This is a genomic window from Pseudomonas sp. So3.2b, assembly GCF_019464415.1.
GTDB lineage: Bacteria > Pseudomonadota > Gammaproteobacteria > Pseudomonadales > Pseudomonadaceae > Aquipseudomonas > Aquipseudomonas shahriarae.
The window spans coordinates 1,078,829-1,095,322 of sequence record NZ_CP080494.1; the positions used below are offsets into that span (position 1 = coordinate 1,078,829).

Genomic DNA, 16,494 nt, shown 5'->3' on the forward strand with positions numbered 1-16,494 from the left:
CATAATGCGAACAGAGACTCACGGGTCAAACAATAAGGCGCAGCATGAGCTGGATCGAGCACAGCAAAACGAAAGCATTCAGTGCCTGTTTCAGATGCCCTGAGTCCAGCCGATGAGAAAGCATGGCTCCGAGGAAACCACCCACCACTATCCCCAGTACCAATTCACCGGTGTAGCCGAGAAAGTCCATGGTGGAGCCCACTCTGCCGAGTAAAGCCCCACTTGCTCCGATGATTCCGATCAGCGCCGAGGTCGAAATGGCCTGCTTTATCTGCAGACCAAACAAGCTGATCAGTACAGGCAGGTAGATGAACCCGCCGCCCTGGCCGACCAGCCCGCACAATACGCCAAGCACCAGCCCTATCAGTGGCAACGACAGCGATTGATGGTTGCACAACAGGGCCACCGGTCTATGGAACAGATGCGTCACCAACAGCGACATCAACCCCAGCAGCCCGAAGACGAACAGGATGAAGTTTTCGCTGAATGCATCAGCATGGAGAGAGGCAAAAAAGTTGGCGACAGCCATCGGTACAGCAAAGCTTCTGATCACTCGCCAATCCGGCTGAAACTTGATGCGGTGCAGCGCGAACGACACGAGGGACGAAAAGAAGCCTTGTGCGGAAGAAAGTCCCGTCACGACTTCAATCGGCAGTTTCTGACCGGACAAGATCGGGTAAATCAGCACCAACAGGGGCGTCACGATGATGCCCCCACCGATACCGAACAGACCTGACATGAAACCAGCCACCATGCCCACACCGACCATAACCGGGTAGATTGTCACGGCTACCATCTCAGCAGACCTTGATCTTGCCGGTCCCTTCCGTCATCCGACCGATAACAATCAGATCAGGGCAAAGCGCCTGCCACTTCTGATGGTTCTTTTCAAACCCTTCGGCACTCACCGTGAACAGCAAACCGCCATTCGTTTGCGGATCATGCAACAGAAACTTTCTAGCTAATGGAGGATCAGTCAGGTACTCCACGTTCTGCGCGTACTTTTTAATGTTAGAGAAAATACCGCTGTCAGCTGAAGTCACCGCCACTGCCAATGACTCTGTGCCGTCATAAAAAACCAGACTGCTTGTATCCAGGTCAACATCCAGTTGCCCCAGCCCGACCATCTCACTGATATGGCCGATCAAACCGAACCCCGTGATATCAGTCAAACTGCTCACCTCAGGGCTTTCGCTCAGCGTGCGGCCAAACGCGTTGTTGCCGGTAATCTGGGCAAGCGTCGACGCAGCAATATCCTTTTGTTCAATCACTCCGCTCTTCAGGGCATTGGCGAGGATGCCGACACCGATCGGACGCGTCATGACCAGCAAATCACCGGCCCTGGCCGTGTTGTTTTTCTTCAAACGGTGTTTTTCCACCTCGCCAATGATCGAGAAGCCGTACAAGGGCTGGCTGTTCTTGATCGTATGACCACCGACGATGCTGACATTGAACCTGTTCATCACCGACTGGGCGCCAAGGATCATCTGCGTAACTTGCTCGACCGAAACCTGTTCCGGGTCGAACGCCATGATCGAGTTGGCAATAAGCGGACTCCCGCCTGAAGCAAAGATATCGCTTACAGCATTGCTGGCTGCCAATTGGCCGAAGATATAAGGATCGTTGACTATCGGAGAGAAAAAATCGGTGGTGAATAACAGATATTTTTCACCTGCGTCATAGACGGCGCAATCGTCAGAAGACTCAAAGCCCAACACCACCTTGTCATCCGAAACCGTATTGGCTGCTGCAGTTTGCGACAGAATCTTCGTTAACACACTGGATGGGATCTTGCACCCGCACCCACCACTCTCAGATTTATCCATGATCTGACAAAACATCGACATCGACTTTCCTTAGAATCCATTTTCCATAATTAAAACAGCGTATTAGCGTGCTAAAGCATACTGTTATGTCCTATTTCCGCCGACAAAACTCGCATGGTTTCATTGCAGAAATATGACGAAATGGGGGTGTTTCGATGTCATGTGGATGTCAGCGAGCAATGGTGTGCTTGGCTGCGGGGTCAGGGTAGGCAGAGTTTCTTGTTACTTCAGACCCAGTCATTTTCTGTTCCAGCCATTCTTGGTAGGTGATGCGGCTGATGTGTTCCGTCCGATAGTCTTGGAGGAACTGGTTATATTTGTTTTCTTCGGTGTGATGAAAGCGAAAGCCACACTTCGATTGAGCAGCATGGGATTGGATGTTGTCGGCGAAGTAACCACACCAAAGTGCTTTGAGGTTCAGGTTTTCAAAAGCGTGTCGCATCACTTCACGCACTGCTTCCGGAATCAGGCCTTTGCCCCAGTAAGGCACGCCGATCCAGTAGGCTATTTCACCTTCCTGCTCACTGATTTCAAAATTGCTGTTGCTACCTATGAGAATGCCCACACAACCAACAGCACGGCGATTTTCTTTCAATTCGACCGCGTACACCTCTGGGTGATTGAAGACTGTGCGGATGATGTCGGCACTGTTCTCCACACTGGTGTGCGGAGGCCAGCCAGCGATGGGGCCGACTCGGGTGTCTTTGGCATATTCGTATAGATCGGCGGCGTCCGTGTCCTGCCAGGGACGCAGCAAGAGGCGTTCTGTTTTAAGTGTCATGGCCTGTACTCGTAATGGATTGGTGCGTTCGGGACAGAGTATTGGGAGACAGACCATCGGTACACGCTAGTACCTCGGCTTTTTCGGTACTTTTCAAAACAGTTTCACCAGGCGCTGATACGATTGTGGCACTTGTTTGTTGTAGCGCTGGGGCACTATGCATCACATTCCGAAACTTTCCGCTCCTGACGAATCGATGCGGATGGGAGAAACCACGCTCGCGCAAGGGCTAGGTTTACCGCTTTCCTTCGGTCATGCTTACTTGACGCTGCTGGTATGCCTCTGCGGTAGCGCCCACTTCACTCTCAACTTCAAAGAGCATGCGGTCAGGCGCGGTGGTGTGATGCTGCTGGCTGAAGACACGATTGCCCTGCTCAAACGTCGCTCGCGCCGCTTCAAGGTGTTTTTCTGCCTTATGCCGAAAAACTTTGCAGCGGAGGTTGCCTACCCACTGCCAAATACCTTGTTCGTATTTCTGCATGACCATCCTCATTGCGTCCCATCCAAGGACGACATGCCGCTGATAGAGGGGTGGGTGACGCAGATGCTGAACATTGCGCAGACCTGCCCCACCTACCAACGCATCATGTTGCGCAATCAACTGCAGAACCTCTTTTTGAAAATAGCCGAGCAACTTCCAGCCAACCAAATAGAGAACAGGGGATTCAGCAGGAAGGAAATGCTCAGTTGGCGCTTCTGGGAATTGATAGGCAAACACTGCATCCGCCACCGAGATGTGAAGTTCTACGCCGACGCACTGAGTATCACACCGTTCTACCTGTCGCAGTTGACCAAAGCGTTTTTCAATGAGACCCCCAAGGGCCTGATCGATCGGCAGGTAACCTTGGAAATCAAGGCTCTCCTTTCATACAGTGACTTGGCTATTGGCCGTGTGGCCGACGAACTGAACTTCGCCGACGCATCTTACTTGTGTCGCTACTTCAAGCGCCAAACGGGGATTTCGCTCTCCCGTTACCGTAAGCACAAGAGGGAGGAGGGCGGGCAGGACTGACCTGCGGTCGAAATAGCGGAGGGAAGGCGCACGAACAATGCGCGGCAGCAGAACCTGCGTGCTATCGCCTACCCGCGCCGGCATGGTGTTTGCTGACGTGCTCAAGCGCGCGGACCCAAGCCGAGGTAGGGGAGTGACGTGTGAGCGGGCTTATGATGGGTTTGGGGAGTAGGGATTGAGTTCGGTCGGCAGAACGCCGTAGATGGATGTTGCTGAAAAGCTGCTGAGACTTGCGTGAATCTGTATCAACCCACAACGATTTTCAGGAGCTTCTAATGTTCCAGACGCAGAGAAAACCGTATTTGGCGGGCTTCTTTGGTGTTTCAAATGGCAGGGGGAAGCTGAAAAGCTTTCTCATCTTATTAATTTATATAAAGAATAATAATCTTAAATTGTTGCTGGAATACCAATTGGAATACCGCTCTACCGGGCGATACTCACCACGATCGGTGGTATGAGTTCACCAGAGCGGAGCTGACGTTAAGCAAGGATGTAAATCTTTAAATATCTTGTAAGAAACTTCCTCATTTTTGGTAGGCTTTTGCCATCAGTCTAGAGGAAATGGAATGCCCGCAGTCATCGTTGAAAACGACACATCGCAATGGCAAGACGAAACCGGTGCTGTCTATCACTTCCCCAAGCGGTACCAAGCCTGGCTTGCTGAAGGAACCGAAGTGATCTATTACAAAGGACGCATCAAGGACAAAACCTTTGCTTCTGTCCGCCTCAGCGCCGATCCGCATTATTTTGGTATGGCACGCATCGGCAAGGTCTACGCAGACCGGAGGAGTGATAAGGGTGACCTTTTTGCTTTGATCGAAAACTTCACTCCGTTTGAAGGCGCTATCCCCTCGAAAATTAACGGAGTGTACCTAGAGACGATCCCTGCTACTCGAGTGAACAACTATTGGCGTGACGGGGTTCGGTCCATTTCCCAACTGGATTACGATGCAATCCTAAGTTATGCGAAGCTCCTGTCTTCCCAGGCTCACCAGGTCGCACCAAATTCCGAAGGCGATCCATTGACCTTTGAATCGGCCAATGAAGGCAGCAAATTAAGTTACTTTGGAACCCGCTACGAGCGCCGGAAAGATCTGAGGGTGAAGGCCATTGCTATCCACGGCCTTGACTGTAAGGCATGTGGCTTTGATTTCGAACAGGCGTACGGCGAGCACGCGAAGGGGTTCATTCACGTTCACCATATAGTGCCGATTTCGGACTTAGGTGGTGAGAAAGCCGTGAATCCTGAGACTGACCTCGTTACGTTGTGCGCGAACTGTCACGCGGTGGTCCATCGCAAGCGGCATATGACTCTGAGCGTTGATGAGCTGAAAGGAATGTTGCGCGGGCGATGGGTAATCGAGCCTTAGTTTTCTACTGTGTTCAACCTACGTTTTTTTGTGAGGCTGAGCCCTGGATAGTGACATCCTACCGGCGGGCCCATCAGCCGTTACTGTGCCTGGCAAGTCGGCTCTCAAAGTATTGCGCGGTCTCCTGATCAGTACAGTATAGGTAGCAGCCTTTCATCCCACGAGTCATCAATGTTCGATACGTGTTTTTGATGATCAGGTCTGTATCTTGCTGCGCCAGAGCCGGTTGCTCCTTCATCAACTTCTTCCAGCCACGAATCGATTTGTCGTTCTTATCTCGCTCATGCGGCGACGTTACCACCTGCCCATCACGCACGACTAGATCTGGTCCGATGATCACTCCAATATAATCAACTTCCAGCCCTTGGCAGGTGTGGATGCAACCGACCTGTTCAATGGAATTCTCAGCGATGATCCACAAGCTGCCATCCTGATCCAGATTCCATTGGCGTGCGTAGTCATTGCCGATAACGATGTCAGTGGCCTTGGAGTCTTTCTTGCTGAGCCAAGGCCAGCAATAGCCCGCGACCACACGAGCCTTGTTTCCATGGTTTTTCTCGTCAATGGCGTCATGCAGCGCCTGAGGTGAGTCGAATACCTTGAACTCGTACTCCGAGGTGTTGAGCGTCGGATTTGCTGTCGAGCGAATGCCAAGCACGTCATCCAGCCATGCCATGTAACCGTCAGAACCACTGCAGCGAAACTGTGAAGACAGCACATATTCCTCGACCACAGCACCCTTGGCTTTGGCAAAGGCGCGTATTGCCTGCTTGCTGCCTATGTCGCTCAGGGTCACACGCTGATCTTCATCGATGAAGAAAATTGAGCATTTCGCTGATTCAATCAGCTCCTTGATCTGGTTTTCGCCAAGGTTCCCATAAAGCCCGCTTTTCTCATTCAGCCGGTGGGCTTCGTCCACGATAAGCGCATCGAATGTGTTGGGCTCAGTGTCGATGAACGCCCCAGAGCCTGAAAAAAAATTCGAGAAATGGCTGCGTTTGATGGTGCCAACCAGTTTGCTTTCGTAGACCTTACGTGGGGCGGCATTCTTCGAGACATATTTGCTTAACAACCTCAATTCTGTGAGCCTCACCAGTAAATTGATAGCCAGAACAGTTTTCCCGGTGCCCGGCCCCCCCTCAATGATCAGCACCTTTGGTGCCTGGTCCGAGGCTTCGCTTGCTGCCGCAAGCGCTGATTCAAAAATTGCTTTTTGATCGTCAATCAATACGAACTCTGGCTTGCCTGTCATCAGCCCTTCGAGGGCCTCGGCTAGCGCTTTGGACGGACGGATTTTCCCATCGGACAGTTCGTAGAGAACCTCTTTGTTGTCGCCGTGAGCAATATGCTTTTTCAGGAAGCTTCTGAGTTTGGTGAGCTCATCCGGCCCTTTCAGGAACAGTGGGGCTTTGCTGATGTGGGGCTCGTAGTGAGCTGAGTCGATGATGCCGTCGCTGACGTAGTTATGAAGGTAGGCACACGGACGGATCTCGATGCTTTTGTCATACACCGCCTCGTTGAAGCCCTCCAGCAGCGCGGCGTATGACCATACTTGATAGGACGGGTGAATGGTCTCAACGAGGCTACCCCCCAATGCCGTTTTGACGATGGCATCCTTGGTAGTGGCGCTGGCCTTGCTCCATTGCTTTAATTCGATCAAGATGGCTTTTTTTGCCTGATTTTCGTCGCGACCGGTGAGCAGAAAATCGATTCGCTTCGACGACTGCGGAATGTGCAGCTCAATGGCCAGGCCCGCGTCGCTCGGCAGGCCTTCATCCCTAAGGACCTTGGCCATATATGTTAGAGATCCTTGCCACGATCTGATTTCCGACCTGCCAACGGTCTTGCCGGTGGCTTCCTTGAAATGCCTGAGGATCACCTCCTCAATGTCATCGTTATCGTTATCTTTTAGAAATTGCTGTTTGGTCGCAGCGTAAACGATCACGGGCTGTCCTTAGATTCGAGTTGTTCAGAGTCGGTCGTACTTTTTGCTGCTGCTTTTGGCTTTATCCACGGGGTACTTCTGGCCGTTCGAGGCGAGTTTCCGTGTCACCGCCTCGTTGAGATCGATGCCGAGCACGCTGCTCAGGCGAACCAGATACATCAGTACGTCCGCCAATTCGTCTTTCACGGCTAGACCGATTTCGGGATCTTTAGCTACGGAGAGCGAATCGGCATCGCTCATCCATTGGAAAATCTCGCACAGCTCTCCTACCTCGCCAGTGAGCGCCAGGATGAGATTTTTTGGGGAATGGAACTGCTGCCAGTCACGATCATCTGCGAAACGCTGAAGGGATGCGGCAAGCTTCACTACGTCAACCAATGGCGCGGATGAGCTGTCTGAGTCACTCACGGGGCTATCTCTTGGGTATCAGTGGGGGCAAAAAATCTGTAGGAAAACCGACCCTGGATTGTAAGAGTTTTTGTTGTTTGCGCGGTTTTTTTTTGTGTTTTTCTCTCACTCGCTATCTGCTGGTCGAATTGCCTGCCAGCGTTCGCTATATCCTTTGAGCGTGGCAAAGTGGGCCGGCTACAAGCAGGTCTTCCAGTGCCTGTCGGCGGGCGTAGCTCAGTTGGGCGCGGCGACCCTCGTGCCCACCGACCAGCGCCCTTTTCTTCACCCTGTTCGTTTGTTTGCAGATAGAGCAGCACTTTTCGGTGTGGGCTGACGCTGTCCCATTGGTGTTCGGTCGGCAGGACGCCGGGGGGAGGTGGTGCTGAAAAGCTGCTGAGACGCGCCAATATCGGCATTCATCCACAGCGATTTTCAGCAATATTCGGTACTCCAGATACAGCGAAGCCCGCACTGGGCGGGCTTCTCTGATGTTTCAATTGGTGGAGCCGGGGGGATTTGAACCCCCGTCCGCCAGTACTCTGCTGTCGGTACTACATGCGTAGCCGTTTCTATTAAGTTAACCCTCAGCGACCCGAAGGGCAGGGTGCTTTGGGCGAGTTGTGTAAGTTTTAGCCGCTTCGTCCACAACGTACTGCACGGCGATTCTGTTCTATATGACAATCACTTTGGGTTTACAGACATCCCCTGGTGATTGCTGGACCCGAAGGTACCAGGAGGGAAGGGCTAAGGCTGCTTACGCAGCGAGAGCGTATTCCCCGTAGGTTTCGTCATTGGCAACTATAGAAAGTTGCAACAGTGGATTTACGAGTTCTGTTACCAACTCGGCATGCACCTAAAGGTTCGCAACCGGCGTCGAATCCTAAACGGCCCCGTGCTTGTTGCTCGATGTGATCGTGAGCGACAAGCCTGCGCAGTGTACGTCAAACGGTCACAGAAGGCCAACCCGAAAGGTTGGCCTTGAGCGGTTGGCGGGTTATGGGTTGCCGCCTTTGTCCAGGTTCTGCAGGTCTTGCAGGGCTTTGGAGGTGATCTCGATACACTTCTTCTCATCACCGGCCGCGTGGGCTGCTTTGGCTTGGGAGACGGCCGTGTCGATCTCGCTGCTTTTGCCACTGGTGTCCGTGGCGAGCAGTGCTTTGCCGTTGTTGATTTTATCCAGGTTGATCTGGCACAGATCTGCTTCGTTGCCTGCGGCAAACACGGGGGAGGCCAGCATCGCAGCGGTAACGAATACACCAGCCAGTACGGAACGCTTCATGGGTATCTCCTTGTGCAAAGAGGTCTCGATGCTGCGCGGTACGTGCGGGCAGCCGGCGAGGTCATGGGTCGGCCCCGGTTGCCCGGGGCTTAAGCAAGTGACTACGCCAGTTCGCAGGGGTTCGTTTTTATTGCGCGGGCCTGGGTCACCCGGTCAACCAGGTAGACCAGGCCGTGGTAATCAATCCCACCGTGCTGGGTCAGACCGATCTCACAGGTGCGGCTGGTGGAGATGCCTTCGCTGCAGTGCTGCACGGCGTCCTTGAGGGAGCGCAGGGAGTGGGCGTTGAGTTCCGGCGTGGTGAAGCCTTTGTCGCCGGCAAACCCGCAGCAGTGAATGCCTTCGGGGATTACCACGTTGTTGCTGCAACGCCGGGCCAGGTCGATCAGGGCCTGGCTTTCGCCCAGGTGCTGGGTGCTGCAGGTCACATGCACGGCAATCGGAGCATCCTGGGGGGTGAAGTCCAGGCGGTCCATCAGGTGGGTGCGGATAAACCGCACCGGGTCGTAGAGGTCCAGGCGCGTTTGCCCCAGGTCCTGGACCAGGCGCAGGGTGCAGGGGCTGGTGTCGCAGTAGATCGGGTCGAGACCGCCACGGCTGGCGTGGAGCAGGGCGCCGATCAGCTCCTGGCGTTTGTGTTCGGCCTGTTCGGCGTAGCCTTTGGAGGCGAAGGGCTGGCCGCAGCAGAGGCTGTCCGGGTTGTCTGGGATGACCACCTGGTAACCGGCTTTTTCCAGCAGACCACGGGTTTTGTCGTACAGCGACATTTGCTCTTTGTCCCCGGCCGCCGGACCCATTGCCCGCGATACACAGGCCGCGAGGTAGACCACCCGTGGGCGTTCATCGTTGACGGCGGGGCTGAAGCGGATGGCTTTTTCCGGCTTAGGCATGGCGCTGGTCCACTGCGGGATTTGCCCCTTGGACAGCTTGGTCATGGAGGCCGAAAGTTTCGCCAGGCGTGGCGCGCCCAGTAGCATGCGGGCGCCGTTGGCCACATGCAGGGTGAAGCGTGCGCCTTGCAGTGCGGTGGAGAAATGGCTGGCCAGCCACTCGGCGGTTTTCGTACTGCCTGCTTCACGGCTGCGCAGTTTTTTCACCAGGTCGCCGGTATTGATGCCTACCGGGCAGCGCTGGGCGCACAGCCCGGTGGCGGCACAGGTGTCGATGCCTTGATAGTGATACGCCGCTTCCAGCTCGGTGGTGTCGATGCCGGCGCGTTTGCGCGCCTGGATATCACGCCAGATCACGATGCGTTGGCGCGGGCTCAGGGTCAGGCCCTTGGAGGGGCATACCGGCTCGCAGAAACCGCACTCGATGCACTTGTCCACAATCTCGTCGGCGGCGGGCAGGGGCTTGAGGTTTTTAAGGTGGATTTGCGGATCTTCGCTGAGCACCACGTCCGGGTTGAGAATGCCGTTGGGGTCGAGCAGGCGCTTGAGTTGCCACATCAACTGATAGGCATCGCTGCCCCATTCCAGTTCGACGAAGGGCGCCATATTGCGACCGGTGCCGTGCTCGGCTTTCAGCGAACCGCCGAACTCCACGGCCACCAGTTGTGCCACGTCATCCATGAACGCTTGATAGCGTGTGACTTCTTCGGCGCTGTTGAAGCCTTGGGTGAACACAAAGTGCAGATTGCCTTCCAGGGCGTGTCCGAAAAGGATGGCTTCGTCGTAGTGATGTTTGTCGAACAGCTCGATCAAACGGTTCACACCAATGGCCAGTTGCTCCACCGGGAAGGTCACGTCTTCGATGATTACCGTGGTGCCGGTCTTGCGTACGGCGCCGACGGCGGGGAAGGTGTCCTTGCGGATCGCCCACAGGCGTGCGTTTTCCAACGGGTCTTCGGTGAAGTCGACTTGCTTCTCGACCGGGAAGTCGGCCAGCGAGGCCATGATCAGCGCCAGTTGCTCATGCAGCAATGTGGACGAGGCGGCGCGGGATTCGATCAATAGCGCGCAGGCACTTTCCGATAGTTGTTGTACGAAAGCGGGCATGCCGGGTTTGTCCTGCACCGAGCGCATGCTGCGTCGGTCCAGCAGCTCAACCGCTGACACCGGCTGGGTTTTCAGCACGGTTACGGCGTTGCAGCAGGTTTCTACATCCGGGAATACGATCAGCGCCGAAGCTTTGCTCGGGTGATCAATGACGGTGTCGTAGGTCACTGCGCTGATAAAGCCCAGGGTGCCTTCGGAACCCACCAGCAGATGGCTGAGGATATCCAGTGGCTCGTCGAAATCCACCAGGGCATTGAGTGACAGCCCGGTGGTGTTTTTCAGACGGTATTTATGGCGAATTTTTGCCGCCAATTCAGGATTGGCCCGGGTCTCGCGGCCCAGGGTGGCCAGGCGCTCAAGCAACTGGCTGTGTTGTTGGCGGAACGCTGCGACGCTGGTGGCGTCCTCGGTATCGAGGCGGCTGCCGTCGGCCAGCACCAGGCGAATCCCGGCCAGGGTGTGGTAGGTGTTCTGGGCGGTGCCGCAGCACATGCCGCTGGCATTGTTGGCGACAATCCCACCGATCTTGCAGGCGTTGATTGACGCCGGATCCGGACCGATCTTGCGCCCGAACGGCGCAAGCCAGGCATTGGCCTGGGCCCCAATGACGCCGGGCTGCAGGCGGATTTGCGTACCTTGGCCACGAATCTCACGCCCGTTCCAGTTATCGCCGAGCACGATCAGCACCGAATCGCTGATGGCCTGGCCGGAGAGGCTGGTGCCGGCTGCGCGAAAGGTCACTGGCACGCGGTCACGTTGCGCCAGTTGCAGCAACTCGACCACTTCATCTTCCGATTCGACGCGCACCACCAGCTGTGGGATCAGTCGGTAAAAACTGGCGTCGGTGCCGAAAGCCAGGGTGGAAAGAGGATCGTCGAAGCGTCGATCTTTCGGGATCAGTCGTGCGACGGCATCCAGGAACGCGATGGGCAGACTCATGGGGCCTCCAGGATCAGCAGCACCCAGTCTGGGGAGCCTTGGCGCCACGGTCCTGCAGACTGGGTTGTGAATAGCTGACGCCGCAAAGCGGTTGCGGCGTCGGTTCTTACGGTATTGCCTGTGGTCTTAATGCACCAGCATGCCGGTGAACCAGTACGCCTGGGCGTAGGTGATCAGGCCGACAATCGTGGCGAAAAACAGGCTGTGCTTGAGGGTAAAGCGGAACAGGTCGGATTCCTTGCCGACCAGGCCGGTCGCGGCGCAGGCCACGGCGATCGACTGTGGCGAGATCATCTTGCCGGTCACGCCGCCACTGGTGTTTGCCGCTACCAGCAGGGTGTCGCTGACGCCGATCTGGTGTGCGGTGGTGGCTTGCAGGGAGCTGAACAGGGCGTTGGACGAGGTATCGGAACCCGTGAGGAACACACCCAGCCAGCCGAGGAACGGCGAGAAGAACGGGAACGCCGCGCCGGTGCCGGCCAATACCAGAGCCATGGTCGAAGACATGCCGGAGTAGTTGGTCACGAATGCGAACGCCAGCACCATGCCGATGGACAGGATCGGCCAGCGCAACTCGTAGAAGGTCTCTTTCAAAGTGGTCAGACCAGTTTTGAAATTGATCTTAAGCACCAGCATGGAGATCAGTGCGGAGAAGAAAATCGCCGTGCCGGTGGCGGAAATCGGGTCCAGCTTGAACACCGCTGGAATGGCCGTCGCGTTGGTGACGATGGGTGCAACCTTGATCACCATCTGGTCCAGGTGCGGAATCGCAAAATTGAACACCCAGCTGTACATCGAGCCGCCGGCGGCGAACATTGCCTTGAACGGCTTGAGGGTCCAGATGGTCACCAGCACGGTCAGGATCAGGAACGGCGACCAGGCTTTGAAAATCTCCATCAGGCTGTAAGGCGAAGCCACGGAAGTGCGCGGCTGGCCGAAACCGCCGACGCTGCCGGTAACCGAAACGCTGGAGGTGGCACCAGCAATCTGTGCGCCCGCTGTACGCTTGGGCTGCCAGACTTTCAGGAACAGGGTCAGGGAGATCAGGCTGGCCAGGGCCGAGGTGATATCCGGCAGTTCCGGGCCGATGAAGTTGGAGGTGAAGTACTGGGTGATGGCAAAGCTCAAGCCGGCCACCAGTGCCGCAGGCCAGGTTTCCTTGACGCCGCGCAGGCCGTCCATCATGAACACCAGCCAGAACGGCACGAACAGCGACAGCAGCGGCAGCTGGCGACCGGTCATGGCGCCGATCTTGAAGGCGTCGATGCCGGTGACCTGGCCGGCCACGATGATCGGGATCCCCAGGGCGCCGAAAGCCACTGGCGCGGTGTTGGCAATCAGGCACAGGCCGGCGGCGTACAGTGGGTTGAACCCCAGGCCGACCAGCAGCGCGGCCGTAATCGCCACGGGGGCGCCGAAACCGGCGGCACCTTCCAGGAATGCGCCGAAGCAGAAGCCGATCAGCAGCACTTGCAGGCGCTGGTCATCGGTAATCGACAGCACCGAGCTGCGGATCACTTCGAACTGGCCACTCTTGACCGTCAGTTTGTAGAGGAATACCGCGGCGACGATGATCCAGGCGATTGGCCACAGGCCGTAGGCAAAGCCATAGCCGGCAGCGGCGAATGCCATATCGACCGGCATCTGGAAGGCAAATATCGCCACCAGGATCGACAGCGCCAGGGTGATGCTCCCGGCAACATGGCCTTTAAGGCGAAACACCGCCAGGGCCAGGAAGAAAAATATGATCGGGATAACGGCGGCCAGTGCGGACAGGCCAAGGCTGCCGAGTGGGCTGTAGAGCTGTTGCCAGGTTTGCATATGGGGTGGCCCCTAATTGTTGTTGGTCATGCATGCTCAGCTGATTTGGATAATTGGTAAGACCAATTTACAATCGCTGTGGGCTAGGTTAAGAGCCTTCGGGGTGGCGTGTCAATTTGCCGCTTGAGAAACTTTGGTCGTATGTCGGCGGGGCGGGGTCTGATCGGTGCAATCAAAGGGGTTCTGATAGGTGCCGACGCCGCCGCAATAGGCCAGAATAGAGGGCCCGGCGAGTGGCCGGGATCGTGGAGAGTCAGTTATGGCGTTTGATCAGGTGCGTCAGCGCCGTTTGTCCGACGATATTGTCGAGCAGCTTGAGGGGATGATCCTTGAGGGCACGTTGAAGTCGGGTGAGCGATTGCCTGCCGAGCGCGCACTGGCTGAACAGTTCGGTGTGTCGCGTCCGTCATTGCGCGAGGCGATCCAGAAGCTGGCGGCCAAGGGGCTGCTGGTCAGTCGCCAGGGCGGCGGCAATTATGTGGTGGAGACGCTGGGTTCAACCTTCAGCGATCCATTGTTGCATCTGCTGGAAAGCAACCCCGAAGCCCAGCGTGATCTGTTGGAATTTCGTCAGACGCTTGAAGCGTCTTGCGCTTATTACGCCGCCTTGCGTGCCACGGAAGTGGATCGCGAACGGCTGACTGCCGCCTTTGACGCCTTGCAGGATTGCTATGCACGGGATGATGAGGTGAGTCGCATTGAGGAAGGCGCGGCCGACGCCAGGTTTCACTTGGCTATCGCCGAAGCCAGCCATAACGCGGTATTGCTGCACACCATCCGGGGCTTGTTTGATTTGCTCAAGCGTAACGTGGTGACCAATATCGGCGGCATGTACCAGCAACGCACCGAAACCCGGGATATGCTGATCAACCAGCATCGGGATTTGTATCTGGCGATTATCGAGGGGCGGGCGGAACAGGCGCGCGAGGTCTCAACACGTCACCTGCTGTACGTGCAGGAAGTGTTGGAAGAGGTGCGTCAGGAAGTGCAGCGTATGGCTCGGGCAGAGCGGCGCAAGGGGATATAGCCTGCAATTGCGGCGCAGGGAGCAGGCTCCCTGGCCACATCGGCTCGCTTCAAGAGGCGGGGAAGATCAGTCTTCCTTGCCCTTGTTGCGTACGGCGCGCTGCAATTCCCGATTGGAGTCGCGTTCGCGCTCGGTATCACGCTTGTCGTATTCCTTCTTGCCCTTGCCCAGTGCGATCTCGCACTTGACCAGGTGCTTGCTCCAGTACCACGACAGGCAGACGCAGGCATAACCCTTCTGCTGGACCGCAGCAGCGAGCTTTTCCAGTTCGCGGGCATTGAGCAGCAGCTTGCGTGTGCGCACCGGGTCGGCAATAACGTGGGTACTGGCGGTCATCAACGGCGTGATATGACTGCCGAGCAGCCAGGCCTCGCCATCCTTGAGCAGCACGTAACTGTCGACCAGTTGCAACTTGCTGGCGCGCAGACTTTTTACTTCCCAGCCGGCCAGGACCAGACCAGCCTCGAACCGATGTTCGATGAAGTAATCGTGTCGCGCCTTTTTGTTCTGCGCGATGGTCCCTGTTGGGTGTTTCTTTTGTTTAGCCATAGGGGCGGCATTATAGGCAGTTGCGAGCGTGTCGGCTACGGTCAACCTGCGTGCTTGAGCGTGTTGGATGAATCCCGGACAATACCGCCAGTTTTCTGGTTTTTTTCTCTCGCGAATCGGGCAGTCTTTTCGCGATGTTTGCCGCTCAGCTTCGGAAATAACGCTCCCATGACGACGCATATTCAACGCTCGGCCCTGCTGCCTTACCCGGCGCAAGCGCTCTATGACCTGGTCAATGACGTGGCGAGCTACCCGGATTTCCTGCCCTGGTGCTCCTCATCCACGGTGCTGGAGAGCAGCGATGAGCATATGCGCGCGAGCCTGGAGGTATCCAAGGGCGGGCTTGGTCAGAAGTTTGTGACGAGTAATGTGCTGGTTCCCGGTCAGTCGATTGAGATGAATCTGGAAGAAGGGCCGTTCACTCAACTGCACGGCGTCTGGGTGTTCAAGCCGCTGGGAGAGAAGGCATGCAAGATCAGCCTGGACCTGACGTTTGATTACGCGGGCTCCATTGTGCGGGCGACCTTGGGGCCGCTGTTCAATCAGGCGGCGAATACCCTGGTGGATGCGTTTTGCCAGCGGGCCAAGCAACTGCATGGCTGAGTCGTTGATCGAAATTGAGGTGGTCTACGCTGCGGTAGACCGGCAACGGTTGTTGAGCCTGGCGGTTGCGCCGGGTACGAGCCTGAGGGCTGCGGTGCTGGCGTCGGGCATTGCGGCACAGTTTCCCGAGCTGGATATCGCCGCTTGCCCCTTGGGGATTTTCGGCAAGGTTGTGGCCGACGCTGAAACCCGTAATGTCCAGGTCGGCGATCGCATCGAGATTTATCGCCCCTTGCTGGCGGATCCCAGAGAGGTCAGGCGCCTGCGAGCAGCTAAAGCGGCTGAAGCCCGGCGGCAAAATTCATAACCTGTGAAATAGCAGGCAACAAAAAGCCCGGCATGCCGGGCTTTTTGTTGAACGATACAAATTATTGCGGGGTTGTATCCAGAGGTTCTGGCGTTGGCACCGGAACGGTTTCCACGCTGTCGATGTCTTTCTGGATGGTATCCAGCAAGGAGCCAGGCTTGGCCGGCAGCTCGGACTTGGGTTTTTCAGCATTCTGCGCTGGCGCAGTGACGCTGGTCCCGCTGTCCTTGCCCAACAGGGCTTCATCACGGCTCACGCCGGGCATGAAGTCACCGGAAAGGCTGACCAGTTGGTCGTTGCCATTAAAGATGACACTGACGCGCTCCTGTTGGCGCTCTCCGCCTCCAGGCTGCAGGCTATAGAGATAATCCCAGCGATCGGCATGGAATGTGTCGGTCAGCAGGGGATTGCCCATAATAAACCGTACTTGCCGTCGGGTCATTCCCGGGCGTAACTGGTCTATCATGTCCTGCGTGACGACATTGCCCTGCTGGATGTCGATTTTGTAAACCCCGGGGAATGAACAACCGGCGAGTGCGAGCAGTCCCACAAGGGTGAAACTGGTTAGCAAGAGCTTGGTGTTTTGCATCGGTGGGCGACTTCCACTATCTTGGCTGGGACAACGTAAACGCCGATCATACCCGTATT

At 56.3% G+C, this 16,494-nt stretch carries 15 protein-coding genes and 1 other RNA gene; 5 read left to right on the forward strand and 11 right to left on the reverse strand.

All coding sequences use genetic code 11. The features are described 5' to 3' along the window. Positions 1-25: 25 nt before the first annotated feature. From K1X80_RS04650 to K1X80_RS04660, 3 genes are all read right to left on the reverse strand, one after another. Positions 26-796 (reverse strand): sulfite exporter TauE/SafE family protein, encoded by a 771-nt coding sequence (locus K1X80_RS04650; protein WP_057960599.1) that lies wholly within the window; start codon positions 794-796, stop codon positions 26-28. 1 nt (position 797) lies between these two features. After that, the gene (gene selD / locus K1X80_RS04655) at positions 798-1,847 is read right to left on the reverse strand and encodes a selenide, water dikinase SelD (RefSeq protein ID WP_186625321.1); all 1,050 of its coding nucleotides are present in this window, start codon (positions 1,845-1,847) and stop codon (positions 798-800) included. Positions 1,848-1,995: 148 nt separating this feature from the next. Continuing rightward, positions 1,996-2,607: a GNAT family N-acetyltransferase gene (locus tag K1X80_RS04660; RefSeq protein WP_225923837.1), complete on the reverse strand. Its 612-nt coding sequence runs from the start codon at positions 2,605-2,607 to the stop codon at positions 1,996-1,998. 157 nt (positions 2,608-2,764) lie between these two features. Here K1X80_RS04660 and K1X80_RS04665 point away from each other — a divergent pair, with 157 nt between their 5' ends. Both K1X80_RS04665 and K1X80_RS04670 read left to right on the forward strand, forming a co-directional pair. Continuing rightward, positions 2,765-3,619, forward strand: coding sequence for an AraC family transcriptional regulator (locus K1X80_RS04665; protein WP_198792417.1), 855 nt, complete (start codon positions 2,765-2,767; stop codon positions 3,617-3,619). Positions 3,620-4,185: 566 nt separating this feature from the next. Continuing rightward, the gene (locus K1X80_RS04670) at positions 4,186-4,989 is read left to right on the forward strand and encodes an HNH endonuclease (protein WP_220172689.1); all 804 of its coding nucleotides are present in this window, start codon (positions 4,186-4,188) and stop codon (positions 4,987-4,989) included. A gap of 73 nt (positions 4,990-5,062) precedes the next feature. Here the strand turns inward: K1X80_RS04670 and K1X80_RS04675 are convergent, their stop codons facing one another. The 6 genes from K1X80_RS04675 to K1X80_RS04700 form a co-directional block, all read right to left on the reverse strand. Further along, complete coding sequence (locus K1X80_RS04675) at positions 5,063-6,934, reverse strand: DUF2075 domain-containing protein (RefSeq protein ID WP_220172690.1); 1,872 nt, start codon at positions 6,932-6,934, stop codon at positions 5,063-5,065. A gap of 24 nt (positions 6,935-6,958) precedes the next feature. After that, positions 6,959-7,342, reverse strand: a complete 384-nt coding sequence (locus K1X80_RS04680) for a nucleotide pyrophosphohydrolase (RefSeq protein WP_120731560.1) — start codon at positions 7,340-7,342, stop codon at positions 6,959-6,961. A 480-nt stretch (positions 7,343-7,822) separates the two neighbouring features. Then, positions 7,823-8,216, reverse strand: a transfer-messenger RNA (tmRNA) gene (gene ssrA / locus K1X80_RS04685). A 102-nt stretch (positions 8,217-8,318) separates the two neighbouring features. Further along, the gene (locus K1X80_RS04690; protein WP_198800003.1) at positions 8,319-8,603 is read right to left on the reverse strand and encodes a hypothetical protein; all 285 of its coding nucleotides are present in this window, start codon (positions 8,601-8,603) and stop codon (positions 8,319-8,321) included. Between the two features lie 101 nt (positions 8,604-8,704). Beyond that, positions 8,705-11,539, reverse strand: a complete 2,835-nt coding sequence (locus K1X80_RS04695; RefSeq protein ID WP_220172691.1) for an FAD-binding and (Fe-S)-binding domain-containing protein — start codon at positions 11,537-11,539, stop codon at positions 8,705-8,707. A 126-nt stretch (positions 11,540-11,665) separates the two neighbouring features. Next, complete coding sequence (locus tag K1X80_RS04700) at positions 11,666-13,360, reverse strand: lactate permease LctP family transporter (protein WP_057440181.1); 1,695 nt, start codon at positions 13,358-13,360, stop codon at positions 11,666-11,668. Positions 13,361-13,619: 259 nt separating this feature from the next. Between K1X80_RS04700 and K1X80_RS04705 the strand changes: the two genes are divergently transcribed. Continuing rightward, complete coding sequence (locus K1X80_RS04705) at positions 13,620-14,387, forward strand: FCD domain-containing protein (RefSeq protein ID WP_057440180.1); 768 nt, start codon at positions 13,620-13,622, stop codon at positions 14,385-14,387. 66 nt (positions 14,388-14,453) lie between these two features. Here the strand turns inward: K1X80_RS04705 and smpB are convergent, their stop codons facing one another. Next, positions 14,454-14,936: an SsrA-binding protein SmpB gene (gene smpB / locus K1X80_RS04710; RefSeq protein WP_029299012.1), complete on the reverse strand. Its 483-nt coding sequence runs from the start codon at positions 14,934-14,936 to the stop codon at positions 14,454-14,456. A 168-nt stretch (positions 14,937-15,104) separates the two neighbouring features. On the opposite strand from smpB, the gene K1X80_RS04715 reads away from it, so the two are divergent. Both K1X80_RS04715 and K1X80_RS04720 read left to right on the forward strand, forming a co-directional pair. After that, positions 15,105-15,539: a type II toxin-antitoxin system RatA family toxin gene (locus K1X80_RS04715; protein WP_057440179.1), complete on the forward strand. Its 435-nt coding sequence runs from the start codon at positions 15,105-15,107 to the stop codon at positions 15,537-15,539. Beyond that, positions 15,532-15,846: an RnfH family protein gene (locus K1X80_RS04720; protein WP_186625351.1), complete on the forward strand. Its 315-nt coding sequence runs from the start codon at positions 15,532-15,534 to the stop codon at positions 15,844-15,846. Before K1X80_RS04715 ends, K1X80_RS04720 begins: the two co-directional genes overlap by 8 nt. A gap of 61 nt (positions 15,847-15,907) precedes the next feature. On the opposite strand, the gene K1X80_RS04725 is transcribed toward K1X80_RS04720, so the two are convergent. After that, positions 15,908-16,435 (reverse strand): outer membrane protein assembly factor BamE, encoded by a 528-nt coding sequence (locus tag K1X80_RS04725; protein ID WP_186625352.1) that lies wholly within the window; start codon positions 16,433-16,435, stop codon positions 15,908-15,910. Between the last annotated feature and the right edge of the window lie 59 nt (positions 16,436-16,494).